Genomic DNA, 18642 nt, shown 5'->3' with positions numbered 1-18642 from the left:
CGGCCAGGTGGCCGCCGGCGTCGCGCATGAGATCAACCAGCCGGTTGCCACCATACGCGCCTATGCTGACAACGCCCGCGTCTTCCTCGATCGCAAGCAGACTTCGCCGGTCGAGGAAAACCTCGGCGCCATCGCCGCACTTACCGAACGCATCGGCACCATCACCGAAGAATTGAAAGCCTTCGCGCGCAAGGGCCGCACCGCTGCCGAACCGGTGAAATTGCGCGACGTCATCGAGGGCGCCGTCGTGCTCTTGAAAAGCCGCTTTGCCGGCCGGCTCGACGCACTGGCCATCGACCTGCCGCCGCCTTCCCTCAAGGTCATGGGCAACCGGGTCCGGCTCGAACAGGTGCTGATCAACCTCTTCCAGAACGCGCTGGAAGCGCTGGAAGGCCGCGACGACGCTCACGTGCGGGTTTCGGTCGAGGAGACGGCGGACGGCGTGACGGTCGGCGTGTCCGACAACGGACCGGGCATTCCGCCAGGAATTCTCAGATCGCTGTTCACGCCCTTCAACACATCCAAGGAAAAAGGCCTCGGCCTTGGCCTCGTCATCTCGAAGGATATCGTCGCCGATTATGGCGGACGCATCGAGGTTTCGAGCGACGACAGCGGCACCCGCTTCACCATCCACCTTCCGAAAGCAGTGTAATGGCCAAGGCTGCATGACCAACGACGACGCAGCGCCGGTCATCCTGATCGATGACGACAGCGATCTCCTCAAGGCCACGGCGCAGACGCTGGAGCTTGCCGGCTTTTCGGTATTGGCTTTCTCGGTAGCGGCCGAGGCCCTGGCCAGGCTCGACGCCGGTTTTGCTGGCGTGGTGGTGTCGGATATCCGGATGCCTGAGATCGACGGCTTGCAACTTTTCGACCGCATCCTGCGGTTGGACGCAGACATTCCGGTCATCCTGGTCACCGGGCATGGCGACATTGCCATGGCGGTCAAGGCGATCAAGGACGGCGCCTACGACTTCATCACAAAACCCTTCGCCGCCGACCGGCTGGTGCAGAGCGTGCGCCGCGCCGCGGAAAAGCGCCGCCTGGTGATGGAGAACCGCGCCTTGCGCGAGGCGGTCGGAGAGGCGCAGGACGGCTTGCCGCTGATCGGCCAGACGCCGGCGATGGAAAGGCTGCGCCGCACGCTGCGCCAGATCGCCGACACCGATGTCGACGTGCTGGTGACCGGCGAAACCGGTTCCGGCAAGGAGGTGGTGGCCAGCCTTCTGCATCGCTGGAGCCGCCGCGCCAGGAGCAATTTCGTCGCGCTGAATTGCGGCACGCTGCCGGAGACAGTCATCGAGAGCGAATTGTTCGGCCACGAGGCCGGCGCCTTCACCGGCGCGCAGAAGAAGCGGATCGGCCGCATCGAGCACGCCAGCGGCGGCACGCTGTTCCTCGACGAGATCGAAAGCATGCCGGTCTCGACACAGGTGCAGATGCTGCGCGTCTTGGAAATGCGCGAGGTCACGCCGCTCGGCACCAACGAAATGCGGCCGGTCGACCTGCGCGTGGTTGCGGCCGCCAAGGTCGACCTCGGCGATCCGCGCCAGCGCGGCACGTTCCGCGAGGACCTCTACTACCGGCTCAACGTGGTGACGATTTCCATTCCGCCGCTGCGCGAGCGCCGCGACGACGTCGCCCTGCTGTTCTTCTATTTCGCCGAGCGCGCCGCCGCGCGTTTCCGGCGTCCGGTGCCGGCAGTGCCGGCCTCAGTGCACCGCCATCTCAGGGAGCATGACTGGCCGGGCAATGTGCGCGAACTCGCGCATTTCGCCGAACGTTTTGTGCTTGGACTGGAAGAAGACGCTGGAGCGCCGTCTCCTGCCCCCGCCCAGCCGGACGCCGCCGTGAAGCTGCCCGAGCGGCTGGAACGCTACGAGGCCGACATCATCCGCGAGACGCTAGGCCGCAACGACGGCGACGTCAGGCGCACGATCGAAGCGCTGGGGATTCCGCGCAAGACCTTCTACGACAAGCTCCAGCGCCATGGCATCGTCCGCAGCGAGTTTTCCAGGTAGTGGTCGCCGGCGCGCTTCGGCCGCCTCGGCTACCGCCGCGCTCGAACCGATCGAATGGATGGTCGTGGCTTTGCCTCCAATGGCGTCTTCTTGCCATCAGTGATGGGTAAAACAGTGCGCGCAAATCACCCGTTTCCTGCCAAGGTAGCCGCCTCTCTATGAATGTTCATCGACATTCCGCATGATAGGTGATCGGCCGCAGGGCCTACACGGGCAAAACGCTGATGATCGGTGTGCTTGAACATCGCATTCGAAATGGAACTTGAGTCGATGCCCGCAACGATTGGAATTTTGCTTTTCGATGCCGCCGAGGAACTCGACTTTGTCGGTCCCTGGGAAGTGCTGACGGCGGCCGCTTCGCCCGACGACAGGGTGCTTACTGTGGCGGCATCGCTGCAGCCAATCCTGTGCGAGAAAGGCATGCGAGTCCTGCCTGATGTGACGTTTGAAACGGCACCGGTGCTCGATGTCGTGCTGGTACCGGGCGGCAGCGGCGCACGGCGCGTTCCCCATGAACCGACTGCGGCATGGCTGAGACTGGCCGCCACGCGGTGCCGGTGGCTGACCAGTGTCTGCACGGGATCCTTCCTGCTTGCCAATTGCGGGCTGGTGACCGGCAGCAAAATCACCACGCATCACCGATTTCTGAAGGACCTTCGCGCCCTGGGCACCTCAGAAGTGATTGCAGGGCAGCGCTTCGTGCGCGACGGCAATGTCGTCACCGCTGCGGGCGTCATATCGGGCATCGAAATGGCACTATGGCTTGCGGGCGAGGTTTTCGGCGCCAAGGCCATGGAGGATGCGAGGGACTATATCGCTTACGACTGGCCACCTCGCTGAGACCGGAGCCGGCTAGTCCTGAGTGAGACGAAGCGCTGCGATCAAGCCTTCTGGCGGTAAGCCTCGAGTTCCGGATCGAGGTCGACGCTCACCGCATTGGTGAACACGGTCGTCGCCACCATGATACCGGCGAAGGCAACCAGGTTGACGAGCAGCGGCTCATGGTAGCGGGCTTTCAGTTCGGCCCAGATCTCATCGGGAATGGCGTTGGCGTCAGTCGCGATGGCCCTGCCGAAGGCAATCAGCAGCGCCTCATCGGCCGTCGGCTCGATGCTCTCGGGATCAAGCCCCATATCGATCAGCGCGCGGCGAAAGAAGGTCACCGGTACCTCGGCCCTGCACGCCGCGGAAATCGTCAGCGAAAACAGCCAGATAGCGCGATCGTCGAGATCAGGCCGCAGCAGGTCGCGCAAGGTGAACCACTCGGCATAGATGCGATGGGCGGCCGGCGAATGCAGCAGGATGCGCTTCATGTTCGTCATCCGGCCGCGCAAGCGCAGTTCCTCGTCGTGCGCCGCACGGATTTCAGGCGAGGCGGTGTCATAGTCGATCAGGGAAATGCGTGCCATGCGCGGCCTCGGAGGATACGTGAAATTGGGCAATCAGGATGCGATCAGCCGGCAAGCGCAGTGACAAGCTCGGGCGTTTCACGCAGCGTGTTGCTGACCGTGCAGATCGTTTCGGCGTCCTCGACGATCCGCCTTTTCGTGGCCTCATCGAGATCGCCCGATATGTCGAGCGTGATGGTGAAGCGGCCGATGCGGGAAACGTCGCCCGCCGCCTTTTCGCCGCTCACATCGGCGCGGACCTCGCCGAGGCTGGCAGCCACACCCATGCGCGTGGCAGCGATGCGCGCGCTCAGCACCATGCAGGCGGCCACGGAGGCATAGAGAAGGTCGAGCGGATTGAAGCCAGGCGCGCTGGCTCCGGTCACGACGTCGACCATGCCGCCGGTCGGCGTGGTAACGACGGGCAAGCTGCCCGGCGACAGCACGGCAACCGCGCCGGTGGTTCGGGTCCTGACCTTGAGCTCACTCATTCTCAACATCCTTTCGGCCGGCCGGGTATGGCGTTGCTCCTGGCATGCTCGGGCCGGATACCGCAGCATCCGCCGACGATCGTCAAGGTAGCCGGTCCAGCAGTGCCGCTTGAGCTCCCCAATATGCGTCAAATACCCATATCTCGCCTGCCAACAAGATCGTGACTGAACAAGATGATAGAGGCACATCCTGCCGGATTGCATTGGGTCAGGCCGTATCCGTCTGTCAGGAATGCGCGCCGGACCCGATTCCGGTTTTCAGGGTCATGCGCTAGACTGGCTACAACCGCAACCGGGCCACTCGCATGATCGTCCAGACCTGCATCAATGGCGCGCGCGGCGCCGACTTCCACCCGCAGCTGCCGCTTGACGCAGACGCCATGGCGCGAGACGGCGCGGCCTGCGTGGCCGCCGGTGCGGCCGAGCTGCATGTCCATGCGCGCCGGCTCGATGGCGGCGAAAGCCTCGCGCCCGAGGCGATGGACCCGACCATGCTGGCGCTGCGCCGCGCCTGCCCGGGAACGCTGATCGGCGTATCGACCGGCGCCTGGATCGAGAACGATGACGAGCGGACGCTGGCGGCGATCGCCGGCTGGCACGAATTGCCGGACTATGCCTCGGTCAATCTCAGTGAGACGGCGGCGCCGCTGGTGATGGAGAGCCTGCGGCAGCGCGGCATCGGCATCGAGGCCGGGCTTGCGTCGATCGCCGACGCAGAGCGCCTTGTCAGCCTCGACCATGGCAGCCAGGTGCTGCGCATTCTGATCGAGATCTCGGAGCAGGAACTGGATGTGGCACTGGAAGTCAGCGACGGTATCGCGGCGGTGCTCGACCGCGCCGGGATGCGTCGCGCCATCCTGCTGCACGGCGCCGACGCTACGGTGTGGCCGTTCGTGCACAGGGCGGCGGAACGCAACTGGTCGACGCGTGTCGGGCTGGAAGACGGCAAGCAGCTTCCGGACGGCACCACGGCATCAGGCAATGCCGCACTGACGGCCGCGGCGGTGGCGATCTTCCGGGCCGGTCGCTGATTCATCCTATAGGTTTCGGGCGCCTTGCCCGACCATGATCTTTTCGGAATCCTGCGTCAGGCCACGTCCCGCAAAGTCGAACGCGGCGTCGCCGACTTGACGCCGGCACGGTCCTCGTGAAGCGCGAAACCCGCGGCGCCCGGATCGCCCAGTTCGGAGCGGAGCTGCATGCTTGGGATGTGGTAATCCCCGCCATTCTGCTGCCGATAGGGAATGGGCCGGATTGTCTCGAGCGTCCGCATCCTTTCGCGCAGCCGTTCCGCGACAGGCTCGAAATCGGCCTCCCCAAAACGATCCACTCTGTAGACCACGAACGGCGGAAGCACGTCGTAGCCCGGATAATAGAGAATCCCGTGATTGATCGGGAACAACAGGTCGTCGATCGGGCCGTTGACGCCGCGGGCGGAGTAATGCTCCTCCCAGCCGCCAGTGGTCACGATCAGCATCGCGCGCTTGCCGGCGAGCGTTCCTTCGCCAAAGCGGTCACCCCATCGCTTGTCGCTGTGCTCGCCGACGCCATAGGCAAAGCCGTAGGCATACACCCGGTCGACCCAGCCCTTGAGGATCGCCGGCATGGCGTACCACCACAGCGGGAACTGGAGGATCAGCGTGTCGGCCCACAGCAGCTTGTCGATCTCCGTTTTGACGTCATCGGTCAAAGTGTTGGTCGCAAAAGCTTTTTTGGAGGCCCCAGCCGGCAGGAAGCGTGCTTCGGGCGGCCACGACGGAAAATCGGCACGGTCCACCTCGGATTTCCAGCCATCGGCATAGAGGTCCGATATGCGTACCTCGTGGCCCTGGGCCTCGAGTTCCCTGATGGCGACGTCACGCAGTGCGCCGTTGAGCGAACGCGGTTCAGGATGAGCAAAAACAAGCAGGACTTTCATGGGTCAACTCCGAAGAAGGACAATGAACGCTAAAGGTAGCCAGCCCCGGGTTGATCCGCTATATCTAGGCAATGCATAAGATTAAGCCGAATAATGGATAAATCTGATGTGACCCTCGAGCGCATGCGCACCTTCGTTCGCGTCGCCGAGCGCGGCAGCCTGTCGGCGGTGGCGCGCGAACTCGGAGTTGGGCAGTCGACGGTCACACGGCATCTGCGCGAGCTTGAGGAGGCCATCGGCGTGCCGTTGCTCAGCAGGACCACCCGGCGTGTCACGATGACCGATGAAGGCAGCCGTTACTATGCCGACAGTATCCAGATCCTGCGCCTCGTTGAGCAGGCAGGCGACGAGGCGCGGGGCACGCGCGGCGCGTCGGCCGGCACGATCCGGATATCCTGCACGGCGGCGCTCGGCGTCTTGCACGTCAGCCGCCTGATCTTCGCCTTTCAGGATCGCTATCCCGACATCGGGATCGATCTTAGCCTCACCGACGAGCGCATCGACCTTGTGCGGGAGGGCGTCGACATCGCGCTTCGCCTCGGTCCGCTCACTGACAGCTCGATGAAGCTCCGGGCGCTCGGGCAGTCCCGGCGTCTGCTAGTGGCGGCACCGGCCTATCTGGCGGCGCGAGGCAGACCGGCTGTCTCGCAGGATCTGCCCGGCCATGAAGGCATCCGGATGTCGAACATAGCGGGAAGCGACACACTTGCCCTGCAAGGGCCAGGCGGCGAACGCCACGCGGTGCCTTTTGGCGGCCGATTTCGGGTCGACCATGGGCTTGCCGCGCGCGAAGCCCTTGTCGCCGGACGCGGTATCGCACCTGCCCATCACTGGCTTGTCGACGATCTCCTGGCGGCCGGCCGGCTGGAAGTGATACTGCCAGACTACGCCCCGCCTCCCGTACCGCTAAGCATGCTGATCGTCCCAGAGCGCGCGGGCATAGCCCGGGTCCGGCTGCTGGTCGACTTTCTCGCCGAGCGGATCGGCGGCATTCCGGGTATCGAGAGGCCGCGTTAGTCGGCATGCCCTCTGTCGACCACGGCACTGGCAACGCCCTCCCGCCTCCTGGGATACACCATTCGGCCTTGTTGACAGGCCGCCACCAAAACCGCGCTCAACGCTGCGCTGCAACAATCAGCATCATCGGTCGTTCCAGCTCGTCGGCAAGATCAGGGGCCTGCGCGACCCGATCGGCCGTCGGACGCCATTCCTCGACCCGGCGTATGGTGAAACCCGCTTCGATCAGCGCGTTCAGCGTCGTTGCGAGCATGCGATGCTGCTTGAGCACACCCTTGGCGAGCCAGTCGGTGGTACGCGGACCTTCGACGCAATAGCGATTGACCGGCCACGTCTTGCGGCCGTCGACATCGACCGACCAGCCCGGGTGAGACGGTGCCATGTAGATCGGGTGCTCGATGGTGAAGACGAAGTGCGCGCCTGGAAGGAGCGCATCATGCACTGTCTTCACCAGCCGGTCGAAATCCTCGATGTAGTGGAATGCAAGCGAGCTGTAGGCGAAGTCGAACGATGCCCCGGGCAGGTCGAGGCGGTAGATGCGCTTGCCGTCGAGATCGGGAAGCAGTGCGCGTATTGCCGGCCATTCCGGTGCGCCGTCCAAGCCGTGAACAGAGCGCGCCATCTGGCTGTAGCCGGCAAAGAATTCGGGACTGTCATGGATATTCTGTGCCATTGAGCTTCCGTCTTGGGGACTTGGAGATCACCTCTGATTTCAGGTTGATGCTTAGTGCCGATGGACGAGACGCCGCAAGGCAAAAGCCCGTGCCTGCGCTTCGGCGATGCCCAGTTGGCTCCCCGCTTTCCAAGTTTCCGGCGATCGGACGTTGTTGACAAGCGGCCAAACGCTCTTGCAGTTTCGAGAAATAGTCCCTAGACTATTTTCACATCAGAAAGAAAACTCCTTCAATAATTCCATTTTATGAAAGCCTGAACGCTGCGGGAACATCTCGATCAGACCGACCGGCGACTGGTCAAGCTGCTGTCGCAGGATGCGCAGCTTGGCGTCAATCGGCTCGCCGAGAAGATGGCCGTCTCGGTGCCGACGGTGCGCATGCGCTTGCGCAACCTGCTCGACCGTAACCTGCTCAAGATTGTCGGGCTGCTGAACCTGACCGAGCGCCCCGAACTGATCTCGGCCATCGTCGGCATCAATGCGCAGGGCCGCGGCCGGGCACGGGAACTGGCGCAGCGCATCTGCGAACTGCCTTTCGTGAACTCGGCCTCCGTCGTCACCGGGCGCTTCGACATCATCGTCGACGTGACGGTAGCCGGCGATGTCGCCGATCTCTACCGCGTCACCAGCGAGTTGATTCCCGGCGCGGGCGAGCCGGGCGAAGTCGTGCGCAGCGAGACCTTCGTCGTCATGGCCTCCTGCAACAAATGGGTCAGCCTGCCGGAAGGCTGCTGGTCGGACGAGACCAAGCGCGACGAAACTGGGCGAAAGGAAATGGCATGAAGATCGCGGTTCTCGGCGGCCTCGGCCTGCAAGGCCGGGCGGCAATCGCCGATCTCGTCGCCAGCGCTGGTGTCGAAGAAGTCGTCTGCGTCGATACCGCAGCGGACGGCGCGGCCCGACTTGGCGGCCTGACCGACCTTGCCCGCGTGCGTTTCGTCGTGCCCGAAGGCGCGATCGCCCCTGTGTTGGCAAATGTGCTGGCGGGTGTCGACGCCGCCATCGACCTGTTGCCGCAGCCGCTGATGCGCGAAGCGGTGCAGGCCGCGATCGCGACGTGCACGCCGCTGGTCACCACCAATTACGGCAAGACGATCGCCGACCTCGCCCCAGCGGCGGAAGCGGCCGGCGTTTCGATCATGACCGAATGCGGGCTCGACCCCGGCATCGACCTCGTGCTCTACGCACGCGCCGCAAGGCAGTTCGACGCCATCACCACAATCGATTCCTATTGCGGCGGTATCCCCGAGCCGAGGGCGATGGCCAAGCCGCTGTGCTACAAGGTGAGCTGGAACTTCGACATGGTTCTGGTCAGCCAGAACCGCGACAGCGTGCTGGTCGAGGACGGCCAACGGGTCGACGTGCCGGCCGGCCAGCAACACGATAATCGCTTCATCCATCAGATCGAGGTTGCGGGGCTGGGCAGACTGGAAGCCTTCCCCAATGGCGACGCGCCGCACTATGCCGGCATGCTTGCCGCCGCCAAGGGGTTGCAGCGCTCTGGCCGCTATTCGCTGCGCTGGCCGGGCTGGTCAGCGTTCTGGGCGCCGCTGAAGGAGCTTGGCTTCCTCTCCGAAGACAAGGTGCCTGGCGTTGGCGCCAGCCCACGCGAATTTCTCGGCCGGCTGCTCGGGCCGCAACTGCAATATGGCGCCGACGAAAAGGATCTTTGCGTGATGCGCAACGTCTTTACCGGCACCCAAGGCGGTCGCCGCAAGACGGTGACGTCGGACCTGATCATCGAACGCGATCTCGCCTCCGGCCTGTTCGGCATGAGCCTCGGCGTCGGCTATCCCGCCAGCATCGTGGCGCAGATGCTGGCGCGGGGCGAAATCACTGAACCCGGCCTGCTCAACCCGCTGCTGCATGTGCCCGACGGCCGCTTCCTCGACGAACTGGCCAGACGCGGTATACGGGTATCCGAAACGACCAGCTGGAACTGAAGGATTTTCGAACGGTGGCCGCCGCCGGCAATGGCGCTGCCGCTCAAAAAGCACCCCCAAGGGGTGGAACAACAAAGTGGAACAACAAACGACTACAAGGAGGAATGCCCAATGAAGCCAATGAAGATTGCGAAGATTGCCAAGCTTTTCATCGCAGGCCTTGCGCTCGCCGGCCTCACTGCCGCGGCCAGCGCCGGAACGCTCGACGAGATCACCAAGCGTGGTGAGTTGCGCGTCGCCGTGCAGACGCAGGGACCGCCCTTCTCGCTCGTCGGTGCTGCCGGCGAACGCACCGGCAGCTCGGTCGAACTCGCCGAACTGATGGCCAAGGAAATGGGCGTCAAGATCACCTTCCTCGATTTCGATTGGGATGGACTGATCCCGGCGCTGCTGTCGGGCAAAGCCGATCTTCTGGTCGCCGACATGACGCCGACGCTGGCGCGTGGCATGAAGGTCGCCTTCACCAAGCCTTACATGTATACGGGCAGCACCGTCTTCACCAAGGCCGACGGCAAGTTCAAATCCACCGAGGACTGCAAGGCCAAGGGCACCAAGATCGCCGTGCTGCTCGGCGCCACCGGCGAGAAGGAAGCCAAGAACGCCTTCCCCGATGCCGACATCAAGAGCTACAAGGGCGGCGGTCCGCTGCTGCTCGACGCCGTCAACAACGGCCAGGCCGATTGCGGCGTCAACGACGTCTCGGCGGTGAAAGGCCAATCGACCGCCTATCCGGCCGGCAGCTTTACCATCATGCCGGACCTGCTGTCGAAGGAACCGCTTGCCTTCGCCACCCGCTATGACGAGCCGGACCTGCTGGTCTGGATGAACCTGTTCCTCGACCAGGTCAGCGTCGACGGCCGCCTGCAGAAGAACCTCGACTACTGGGTCAATTCCGAAGATTGGAAGAAAGACCACTAAGCAGCAATAGACCCGAACGGCTTCGCGCGCCTCGCGCCGCGAAACCGTTCGGAATCCGTTTCGCCCGGGGGAAATCCGTCCAGCGATGCTCGAAAATTTCAGCTTCCGCACCATCGTCGAATATCTGCCCTTGTTCGGGCAGGGCCTCGTCACGACCGTGTGGCTGTCTGTCCTCTCCTTTGCCGGGGCGCTCGCCGTAGGCATCGTGCTCGCCGCCATGAACCTGCAGCGCGGACGGCTGTTCCGCATCCCGGCCAAAGCCTATATCGACGCGGTGCGCGCCACGCCCTTGCTGGCGCAGCTCTATTTCCTCTATTTCGGCCTGCCCCGGCTCGGCATCATCCTGCCTGAGCTCGTCGTCGGCATCCTCGCTTTGTCGTTGAACAGCGGCGCCTATGTCGCCGAGATCATTCGCGCCGGCATCCTGTCGATCCCGCGCGGCCAGGTCGAGGCCGGTGTCGCCTCGGGGATGACCTATGTCCAGCGCATGCGCCTGGTCATCCTGCCGCAGGCGTTCAAGGTGACGATCCCGCCGCTGCTCGGACAGGCGATCGTGCTGGTCAAGGATTCGGCCCTGCTGTCGCTGATCGCGGTCGCCGAACTGACGCGCGCCGGGCAATTGCTCGCCTCCGACCGCTTCATGCCGGCGGAAGGTTTTATCACCATCGCCGCCTTCTACCTCCTGCTCTACTACGGGCTGAAGGGACTGGCGGCGCTGTCCGAGCGCCGGCTCGGCCTAGCGGGGGCACGGACATGATGTGGCAGCAGCTGCAAAGCATCGCCGGCAGCTATCCCCTCGCCCTGCGCGGCCTCGGCATGACCGTGATGCTGTCGCTGATCAGCCTGGTGCTGGGCACGCTGATCGGCTTTGGCCTCGGCATCCTTAGAACCGGCGGCAACCGGCTAATCGGCGGCGTGATCGGCGCTTGGGTCGACCTGATCCGCGGCACGCCGTTCCTGGTGCAGATCTTCCTGATCTTCTTCATCCTGCCGGAACTCGGCATCGAGCTCGACGCCTTGACCGCCGGTATCATCGCGCTGACCAATCTGGCCGCCTGCTTCATCTGCGAGATCGTCGTCGCCGGCATCCGCTCGGTGCCGACCGGCCAGGTCGAGGCGGCGCTGGCGTCCGGCCTGTCGCGTTGGCAGCGCATGCGCCAGGTGGTGCTGCCGCAGGCGATGCGCATCGTGCTGCCGCCGCTGGTCGGGCAATATGTGCTTCTGATCAAGGATTCCTCTGTCGTCTCGGCCATCGGGCTCACCGACCTCACCCGCGTCGGCTGGCTGGTGGTGCAGCGTGTGCCGAACGGCCTGCTGGTCTTCTTCCTCGTCGGCCTCGGCTATTTCATCGTCTGCTATCCGCTGATCATGCTGGCCCGCCGGCTGGAGCAGCGCATGGGTGCGGCCCATGGCGAGGTGCAGTTATGACGTCGAACCGCAGCAAAAATGGTACCGGCATGATCGAGTTTCGCGGCGTCAACAAGTGGTTCGGCACGCTCAATGTGCTCAAGGATATCACGCTCAGCGTCGAGCCGCGCGAAGTGGTCGTTGTCTGCGGCCCGAGCGGCTCGGGCAAGAGCACCTTGATCCGTTGCATCAACGGGCTGGAGACGATCCGCGACGGCGACCTGGTGGTCGACGGACAACGTCTCGGCGACCCCGCCACCAACATGACGCGGCTGCGCACCGAGATCGGCTTCGTCTTCCAGTCGTTCAACCTTTATCCCCACAAGACGGCGCTTGAGAACGTGACGCTGGCGCCGATCCATGTGCGCAAGATCCCGCGCACTGAGGCCGAGAAGGCCGGGCGCGAGCTGCTTGCCAAGGTCGGCCTTGCCGACAAGGTCAACGCCTATCCGGCGCAACTCTCCGGCGGCCAGCAGCAGCGCGTGGCGATCGCCCGCTGCCTTGGCATGCGCCCCAAGATCATGCTGTTCGACGAGCCGACCTCGGCGCTCGACCCCGAGATGATTTCGGAAGTGCTCGACGTCATGGTCGCGGTCGCCGAGGAGGGCATGACGATGATGGTGGTGACCCACGAGATGGGTTTTGCCCGCAAGGTCGCCCAGCGCGTGGTGTTCATGGATGCCGGCGCCATCGTCGAGAGCGGCACGCCCGACGAGTTCTTCTCGCATCCCAAGACCGACCGCAGCCGCGCCTTCCTGAGCAAGATCCTGCGGCATTAGAGCAATTCCAGGAAAAGTGTGAAACGGTTTTCCCGGGAAAAGCGCGTAGCGCTTTCCCTGGGGAATTGCGCAAAAACAAAGAGATAGGAGCGTCTCGGCGTTTCCGTGAAGCGATGAACCGCTCTAGGATTGCCGGAAGCGAAGTTTCGCCGCCTGAAGCCTTGCAAAGCTATTTCACCTTGATGACAACCTTGCCCTTGGCGCGGCCCTGCTCGATGTAGGCCAAGGCCTGATTGGTCTGCTCAAACGGGAAGACCCGATCTATGACCGGGTGGATGACGCCCGACTCGACGAGAGACGTGATTTTGGTCAACTGCTCCCCATTGGCCGCCATGAACAGGAACGAATATCGGACATTTGCGCGTTTGGCCCGCCGCCTGATGCCGGCGCTCAAAACGCGCATGACCAAGTTCAGCACCACACTCAGACCCTTCTCCCTGGCAAACGCAGCGTCGGGCGGACCGGAGATCGAAACGGCGAGACCACCTGGCTTCAACACACGCAGGGACTTTTCGAGGGTCTTGTTGTCCTGGCTGTTCAGGACGACGTCGTAGCCCGAAAGGACTTTCTCGAAGTCATCCTTCTTGTAGTCGATGATGACATCGGCGCCCAGATTCCTGACCATATCCGTGTTGGACACGCTTGTTGTCGTGGCAACCGTCGCGCCGAGGTGCTTTGCCAATTGAATGGCGAATGTTCCCACTCCGCCGGAACCAGCCTGAATGAAGACCTTCTGTCCTTTCTTCAGGTTCGCCCTTTCAACCAGCGCCTGCCAAGCGGTCAGCCCAACCAGGGGAATGGACGCCGCCTCTTCCATACTGAGGTTCTTCGGCTTCAGAGCCACGTCCGCATCATTTATCGCGATGTATTCAGCGAAGGTCCCGACCCGACCGTCGCGCGGTCGCGCATAGACCTCGTCGCCCGGTCTGAACTGTCGAACCTTCGAGCCGACGCGAATGACCGTTCCGGCCACGTCATGGCCTGCAACGAAAGGCGGGCGATAGGGCAGAATGAGTTTGAATTCTCCGTCCCTGATTTTGGAGTCCAGCAGATTGAGGCTGGCGGCATGGATCTGCACCAGCACGTCATTCTCCCCTACTTCCGGCTCCGGAACCTCTCCAAGCCTGAGGGGAGCGCTCTTTGCGTATCGATCGACGATGAAGGCCTTCATTGTAGCTTTCCCAAATTGAGGAGACCGGAGGACGTGCCCCTATTGCATTACGATCACTTAATGATAATATGACCATAATGCAATAGCTAATCGAAGGAGAAAAACATGCGTTACGAGAAGGGCAGGAAAGACGCATCGCGGCAGCGGATCATGGATGTGGCGACCGAACGGTTTCGTTCCGACGGCATCGCTGCATCAGGTCTCGCCGGCATCATGGGCGAGGCGGGACTGACCAATGGAGCTTTCTATCCCCATTTTCCGTCCAAGGCAGCGCTTGTGCGTGAGAGTGTGGCGACGGCCCTGGAGGTTCAGGCGACCCAGATTCAAGAGCTGTTGGCCGCCGGCGGCTTGTCAATGGCCATCGACGCGTATCTGTCGGCGGAACACCGAGACAATCCCGGCAAAGGTTGCGCTTCAGCCGCGCTGTTGCCCGAAATTGCGCGTGAGCCGGCCGATACGCGTCAAGTCTACGCCGAACACCTGCTAAAGCTCGTACGCCAGGTGGCGGCCGAACTCACGCCCGACGCCCGCAACCCCGAAGATGTCGCGTTCGGCGTCTTTGCGACCCTGATCGGCACGCTTGAGCTGTCGCGCGCGGTGAACGGAACCGAACTGTCCGATCGCATTCTTGAGGCTGGCGCGGTGGCGGCGAAGGCGCTGCTCCAGCCCCGCGAGAACGACAAGCCACAAGAAAGGAAAACATCATGAACGTGCATCAGCTATCGCGACCCGCCGCGATCATCAAACACAGCGACGTGCCGACGAAAACGGTCGACGTCGGCGGCACGAAATTCGCCTACCGGGAGCTCGGGCCCACAACCGGGGTACCGGTGATCTTTCTTACCCATCTGAGTGCGGTTCTCGACAATTGGGATCCCCGGGTCGTCGATGGTATTGCCGCAAGACGGCGAGTTATTACCTTCGATAACCGTGGTGTTGGCGCATCAGGCGGCTCCACTCCCAACACGGTGGAGGCGATGGCCCGCGACGCGATCGCCTTCATCCGGGCCCTCGGTTTCGAGCAGGTCGATCTTCTCGGCCTATCTCTTGGCGGCTTCGCCCAGGTGATTGTTCAGCTGGAGCCCAGTCTGGTTCGCAAGATCATCCTCGCGGGAACCGGCCCAGCCGGGGGTACCGGCATCGACAGGGTGACGTTCGTCACCATCTTCGACATGATCCGCGCCGCGCTGACCATCAAGGACCCAAAGAACTACCTCTTCTTCACCCAAAGCCCGAACGGCAAGAAGGCCGCGCGCGCGTTTCTGCAGCGATTGAAGGAACGGACCAATGACCGCGACAAGCCCATCGCGCTCGGCGCCTTCAACCAGCAGCTCAAGGCAGTCCGTGCCTTTGGCCACGAGCGCCCTGCCGACTTATCGCGTATCCGGCACCCGGTCCTCGTGGTGAATGGCGATCACGACAGAATGGTGCCCACCAGCAATTCCGTCGACATGGCGCGGCGCTTTCCCAATGCCGAGCTGGTCCTGTATGAGGACGGCGGGCATACGGCCATTTTCCAGTATCACGGCGCCTTCGTGGAAAAGGCCCTGGACTTCCTCGAGGCCTAGCGCATCGGCCGCTTGGTCCGATCCATCGGGTGACGACCAGCTGTCGTCTGCAGATGCAAGGTTGAACGCCTCCAATGGGGTCATGGGCGCGAGCTGCTTGCCAAGGTCGGCCTGCCTCGGCATGCGCCCCAAGATCATGCTGTTCGACGAGCCGACCTCGGCGCTTGACCCCGAGATGATCTCGGAAGTCCTCGACGTCATGGTCGCGGTGGCCGAGGAAGGCATGATCATGATGGTGGTGACCCACGAGATGGGCTTTGCCCGCAAGGTCGCGCAGCGGGTGGTGTTCATGGATGCCGGCGCCATCGTCGAGCGCGGCACGCCGGAGGAGTTCTTCTCGCATCCGAAGACCGACCGCAGCCGCGCCTTTGCAAGATCCTGCGGCATTAGAGTTCAGGCTCAGCCAGCTGGATGCCGATGGCCGAGATGGGATGGAAGGCGACCCGTCGCTGGACGTTCCCTAACATGACAGATACGCGCCCAGGTTTCTCTTTAGGGCGGCCATTGCCGCACTTCCACCCGTCGCTTCCCTCATGCGGGCATCAAATCGATGACCCGCATGATCGCGACCGCACTGCTCGTGTTCTGGGTGCCTTCTGTAGTAGCGCCATTAGCGCAGGCCCAAACATCGCCCTTCTTGACTGTGAACTTTTCTTTGTTGTGAACGACCGAAAGTTCTCCCTCAGTCATGTGGCAGAGCATGTCGTTCGTCATCATGTTGTCAGCTGTCTTCGCACCGGGTTGGATAACAACATCGCGCAGTTTGACCGTTGCATAGGCTGGTATAACCGATTTGCGCTCACCAAGCGCTACAACTCTGACGCCGGGTGAAACCTCCTTGCCCTCATCGGGGCCGTAAGTCTGGGCGGCTGCTGGTGTCGCCCAAGTGATCAGAGGCGTTGTGGCCAGTGTAAGACCGAGTGCAAGTGTGGATCTACGATTGACGGCTTCCATTGTTTCCTCCCTGTTCAAAAGTTGGTCGGAAAGGTAGGCCAACAAATCAAGGATGGGCCGTTGCAGCCAAGAGTCAATTGACCTTCCGAGATAGCTCTGTCTCGCTCGGCTAGCGAGTTTCACAACCCACTCGGGTCGTTGTGCGAGGCGCGTCGCACCAGCCGGGCGCGTCGGCTTCGATTGATGTTCGGGTCGTTCCTCGGTCAGAACCCGCACGTCCTCTTGCCTCGGGGAAGGTCCGGAAGGGGTCGTACTCGGTCGTTCAGAGTGACTGGATTTTGACCCTAGTCCAAAGTAGGCGGAAGCTTCCGCTCAGCCTGTCAAATGTACGCCATCACTGCGTGTCGGCATCGGCTCTCAATTCTGCCCTCTTCTCGTCGGAGACGACGGAGAGGTCCAGCACCTTCTGCAGTTCGGCGGCATGGCGAAACGACGGCTCGGCCTGAACGCCGTTGCGCACCGCATCGACAAAGCGCTGGTAGTTCGTCGGCACCGTCCCGGCATCTAGGACCTCCCATTTGGCGTTCTCGATGTTCTCGCCCATGCACGCTTTCAGCTCCGAACCGGTCAGATTATGCACGACTTCGATGCCGCCCTTGTCGCCATAGATGCGCAGCCGCAGTTCGTTGAGATGACCGGTTGCCCAGCGGCTGGCATGGACGACACCGAAGGCGCCGTTGCTGAAATCCAGCGCCATGGTGAAGCTGTCGTTGGCGTCCAGCTCGTACTCGCCGATCCGGTTGCCGGGCGCCTTGTCGAAGGACCTCAGGCGGCAGAACACATTGTCGATGTCGACCGCCGCGCCATAGCTGGCGAAATCGAGGATGTGGATGCCGACATCGCCCAGCACGCCGTTGGAGCCGTGGCCGCTCGACAGGCGCCAAAGCCATTTCGGATCGGTGCGCCAGTCGCCCCAGAATTTTGAGACCAGCCAGCTCTGCAGATAGGACGCTTCGACATGCCTGACCTGGCCGATCTCGCCGGCCAGCACCATGGCGCGCGCCTTCTGCAGCGGCGCGACGTTGCGATAGGTCAGGTTGACCATGTTGATGATGCCGGCGCGCTCGGCGGCATCAGCCATTTCACTGGCCCTCTGGTAATTTTCGGCCAGCGGTTTTTCGCACAGCACCGGCTTGCCCGCCGCGACCAGCATCATGGTGGTCGGATGGTGGATTCGATCCGGCGTCACGTTCGCCACCGCGTCGAATTTGTCCCATGCGAGCGCGTCTTCCAGCGACGCGAACCGATTGGGGATACCGTTGATGTCCGAAAACTTGTCGACACGCGCGCGATCGAGATCGACGGCGCCGATCAGTTCGACGCCCTCGATCTTGCTGAACTGCCTGGCGTGCTCTTCCGCCATCCAGCCGGTGCCAAGTATCAGGAGACGCATGATTCTTATCCTTAGGATGAGGCTTTATCTTATTGTTCGACCGTGGATTTTCCGAACCGAAGGTCGGGATCATGGTCTAGCGATAGCCGGCTTCGCCTTCGGCATGGAGTTTTCCGCCGCGCTCGACGATCGGCTCGAGCGCCTTCTCCCCCGGCACGTTCGGCGCGTCGAGGATGGCTGGATTTGACCCCTGCGGGTTATGCGCCCATTTCACCGCGTTGCGCAGCACCTTGTGGACGGTGGCGTCGTGATAGGTCGGATAGGTCTCATGGCCGGGCCTGAAATAGAAGATGTTGCCGGCGCCGCGGCGATAGGTCAGCCCCGACCGGAACACTTCGCCGCCCTGGAACCAGGAGATGAAAACCGTTTCCAGCGGCTCCGGCACGGCGAACTGCTCGCCATACATCTCCTCGTTCTCGAGCTCGAAATACTCGCCGATCCCGGCAGCGATCGGGTGGTTGGGGCTCGTCACCCAGAGCCGCTCGCGCTCGCCGGCCTCGCGCCATTTCAGTGTGCAGGGCGTGCCCATCAGCGTCTTGAATATCTTCGAGAAATGGCCGGAATGAAGGACGATCAGCCCCATGCCTTCCCAGACGCGGCGGGCCACGCGCTCGACGACTTCGTCGGCGACGGCGCCATGGTCCTTGTGTCCCCACCATAGCAGCACATCGGTTTGCGCCAGACGGTCGGCCGGCAGGCCATGCTCCGGCTGTTCCAGCGTCGCCCACGACACGGAGATTTCGGGGTCGAGCTTCAGCGCGTTGGCGATCGTTGCATGCATGCCCTCGGGGTAGATCCCCGCGACCACCTCATTGGTCCGCTCATGGATATTCTCGCCCCAAACGACAGCGCGTATAGTCATGATATCCTCTTTGATTGGTTGAAGCCGCCGCCCCGGTACCTCCAGTCATAGTATCCCCGGACAGGATTGAAAACGGTTTCAAGGCGGGCTGCTGACAATCTGTTGGAAATCCGGCGATGCCGGCGGGACAGCGCCCCCT

General features: G+C 62.8%; 21 protein-coding genes and 1 pseudogene. 14 read left to right on the top strand and 8 right to left on the bottom strand.

What is annotated here, in order from left to right:
• The 3 genes from E5W87_RS22845 to E5W87_RS22835 all read left to right on the top strand — a co-directional run.
• The coding region (locus E5W87_RS22845; RefSeq protein ID WP_292402588.1) for an ATP-binding protein at nucleotides 1-652 on the top strand (652 nt) is incomplete at its 5' end.
• Nucleotides 653-665: 13 nt separating this feature from the next.
• Nucleotides 666-2021: a sigma-54 dependent transcriptional regulator gene (locus E5W87_RS22840; protein WP_292402584.1), complete on the top strand. Its 1356-nt coding sequence runs from the start codon at nucleotides 666-668 to the stop codon at nucleotides 2019-2021.
• A 270-nt stretch (nucleotides 2022-2291) separates the two neighbouring features.
• Complete coding sequence (locus E5W87_RS22835) at nucleotides 2292-2861, top strand: DJ-1/PfpI family protein (RefSeq protein WP_292402582.1); 570 nt, start codon at nucleotides 2292-2294, stop codon at nucleotides 2859-2861.
• A 41-nt stretch (nucleotides 2862-2902) separates the two neighbouring features.
• Here the strand turns inward: E5W87_RS22835 and E5W87_RS22830 are convergent, their stop codons facing one another.
• Together E5W87_RS22830 and E5W87_RS22825 are read right to left on the bottom strand one after the other, a co-directional pair.
• Complete coding sequence (locus E5W87_RS22830; protein ID WP_292402579.1) at nucleotides 2903-3430, bottom strand: hypothetical protein; 528 nt, start codon at nucleotides 3428-3430, stop codon at nucleotides 2903-2905.
• Nucleotides 3431-3474: 44 nt separating this feature from the next.
• Nucleotides 3475-3900, bottom strand: coding sequence for an OsmC family protein (locus E5W87_RS22825; RefSeq protein ID WP_292402576.1), 426 nt, complete (start codon nucleotides 3898-3900; stop codon nucleotides 3475-3477).
• Nucleotides 3901-4205: 305 nt separating this feature from the next.
• Here E5W87_RS22825 and E5W87_RS22820 point away from each other — a divergent pair, with 305 nt between their 5' ends.
• Nucleotides 4206-4931, top strand: a complete 726-nt coding sequence (locus E5W87_RS22820) for a 3-keto-5-aminohexanoate cleavage protein (protein ID WP_292402573.1) — start codon at nucleotides 4206-4208, stop codon at nucleotides 4929-4931.
• Nucleotides 4932-4987: 56 nt separating this feature from the next.
• Here the strand turns inward: E5W87_RS22820 and E5W87_RS22815 are convergent, their stop codons facing one another.
• The gene (locus tag E5W87_RS22815) at nucleotides 4988-5818 is read right to left on the bottom strand and encodes an NAD(P)H-dependent oxidoreductase (RefSeq protein ID WP_292402570.1); all 831 of its coding nucleotides are present in this window, start codon (nucleotides 5816-5818) and stop codon (nucleotides 4988-4990) included.
• A gap of 93 nt (nucleotides 5819-5911) precedes the next feature.
• Here E5W87_RS22815 and E5W87_RS22810 point away from each other — a divergent pair, with 93 nt between their 5' ends.
• The gene (locus E5W87_RS22810) at nucleotides 5912-6835 is read left to right on the top strand and encodes a LysR family transcriptional regulator (protein WP_292402568.1); all 924 of its coding nucleotides are present in this window, start codon (nucleotides 5912-5914) and stop codon (nucleotides 6833-6835) included.
• A 97-nt stretch (nucleotides 6836-6932) separates the two neighbouring features.
• Here E5W87_RS22810 and E5W87_RS22805 read toward each other — a convergent pair whose 3' ends face one another.
• Entirely contained in the window at nucleotides 6933-7508 is a 576-nt protein-coding gene (locus E5W87_RS22805) for a methyltransferase domain-containing protein (RefSeq protein WP_292402565.1), read from the bottom strand.
• 261 nt (nucleotides 7509-7769) lie between these two features.
• On the opposite strand from E5W87_RS22805, the gene E5W87_RS22800 reads away from it, so the two are divergent.
• The 6 genes from E5W87_RS22800 (at nucleotide 7770) to E5W87_RS22775 (ending at nucleotide 12555) form a co-directional block, all read left to right on the top strand.
• Nucleotides 7770-8291, top strand: a complete 522-nt coding sequence (locus E5W87_RS22800; protein ID WP_292402594.1) for an Lrp/AsnC family transcriptional regulator — start codon at nucleotides 7770-7772, stop codon at nucleotides 8289-8291.
• Nucleotides 8288-9451 (top strand): saccharopine dehydrogenase C-terminal domain-containing protein, encoded by a 1164-nt coding sequence (locus E5W87_RS22795; protein WP_292402562.1) that lies wholly within the window; start codon nucleotides 8288-8290, stop codon nucleotides 9449-9451. The genes E5W87_RS22800 and E5W87_RS22795 overlap by 4 nt, the downstream gene beginning before the upstream one ends.
• A 120-nt stretch (nucleotides 9452-9571) precedes the next feature.
• Complete coding sequence (locus tag E5W87_RS22790; RefSeq protein WP_367118860.1) at nucleotides 9572-10369, top strand: ABC transporter substrate-binding protein; 798 nt, start codon at nucleotides 9572-9574, stop codon at nucleotides 10367-10369.
• Between the two features lie 85 nt (nucleotides 10370-10454).
• A complete protein-coding gene (locus E5W87_RS22785; protein ID WP_292402556.1) occupies nucleotides 10455-11126 on the top strand; it encodes an amino acid ABC transporter permease in 672 nt (223 codons plus the stop codon).
• On the top strand, nucleotides 11123-11797 hold the full coding sequence (locus E5W87_RS22780; protein WP_292402553.1) for an amino acid ABC transporter permease: 675 nt from the start codon (nucleotides 11123-11125) through the stop codon (nucleotides 11795-11797). Before E5W87_RS22785 ends, E5W87_RS22780 begins: the two co-directional genes overlap by 4 nt.
• 29 nt (nucleotides 11798-11826) lie before the next feature.
• Nucleotides 11827-12555: an amino acid ABC transporter ATP-binding protein gene (locus E5W87_RS22775; protein ID WP_292402591.1), complete on the top strand. Its 729-nt coding sequence runs from the start codon at nucleotides 11827-11829 to the stop codon at nucleotides 12553-12555.
• 169 nt (nucleotides 12556-12724) lie between these two features.
• Here E5W87_RS22775 and E5W87_RS22770 read toward each other — a convergent pair whose 3' ends face one another.
• On the bottom strand, nucleotides 12725-13726 hold the full coding sequence (locus E5W87_RS22770; protein ID WP_292402551.1) for an NADP-dependent oxidoreductase: 1002 nt from the start codon (nucleotides 13724-13726) through the stop codon (nucleotides 12725-12727).
• A 105-nt stretch (nucleotides 13727-13831) separates the two neighbouring features.
• Here E5W87_RS22770 and E5W87_RS22765 point away from each other — a divergent pair, with 105 nt between their 5' ends.
• From E5W87_RS22765 to E5W87_RS22755, 3 genes and pseudogenes are all read left to right on the top strand, one after another.
• Nucleotides 13832-14434, top strand: coding sequence for a TetR/AcrR family transcriptional regulator (locus E5W87_RS22765; protein ID WP_292402548.1), 603 nt, complete (start codon nucleotides 13832-13834; stop codon nucleotides 14432-14434).
• The gene (locus E5W87_RS22760; protein WP_292402545.1) at nucleotides 14431-15294 is read left to right on the top strand and encodes an alpha/beta hydrolase; all 864 of its coding nucleotides are present in this window, start codon (nucleotides 14431-14433) and stop codon (nucleotides 15292-15294) included. The genes E5W87_RS22765 and E5W87_RS22760 overlap by 4 nt, the downstream gene beginning before the upstream one ends.
• A gap of 97 nt (nucleotides 15295-15391) precedes the next feature.
• Nucleotides 15392-15684: pseudogene (locus tag E5W87_RS22755) on the top strand (polar amino acid ABC transporter ATP-binding protein); the annotation flags it as partial.
• Nucleotides 15685-15825: 141 nt separating this feature from the next.
• Here E5W87_RS22755 and E5W87_RS22750 read toward each other — a convergent pair.
• The 3 genes from E5W87_RS22750 to E5W87_RS22740 all read right to left on the bottom strand — a co-directional run bounded on the left by E5W87_RS22750 (nucleotide 15826) and on the right by E5W87_RS22740 (nucleotide 18503).
• Entirely contained in the window at nucleotides 15826-16248 is a 423-nt protein-coding gene (locus E5W87_RS22750; RefSeq protein ID WP_292402543.1) for a hypothetical protein, read from the bottom strand.
• A gap of 334 nt (nucleotides 16249-16582) precedes the next feature.
• Nucleotides 16583-17641 carry a Gfo/Idh/MocA family oxidoreductase gene (locus E5W87_RS22745; protein ID WP_292402540.1) on the bottom strand — a complete coding sequence of 353 codons (1059 nt, stop codon included), beginning with the start codon at nucleotides 17639-17641 and terminating at the stop codon, nucleotides 16583-16585.
• Between the two features lie 76 nt (nucleotides 17642-17717).
• On the bottom strand, nucleotides 17718-18503 hold the full coding sequence (locus E5W87_RS22740; protein WP_292402537.1) for a ThuA domain-containing protein: 786 nt from the start codon (nucleotides 18501-18503) through the stop codon (nucleotides 17718-17720).
• Nucleotides 18504-18642 lie beyond the last annotated feature (139 nt).

It is taken from the genome of Mesorhizobium sp. (assembly GCF_004962925.1).
GTDB lineage: Bacteria > Pseudomonadota > Alphaproteobacteria > Rhizobiales > Rhizobiaceae > Mesorhizobium.
Note: the sequence above shows the minus strand (reverse complement) of the source record. Positions and strands in the feature narration are given on the sequence as shown.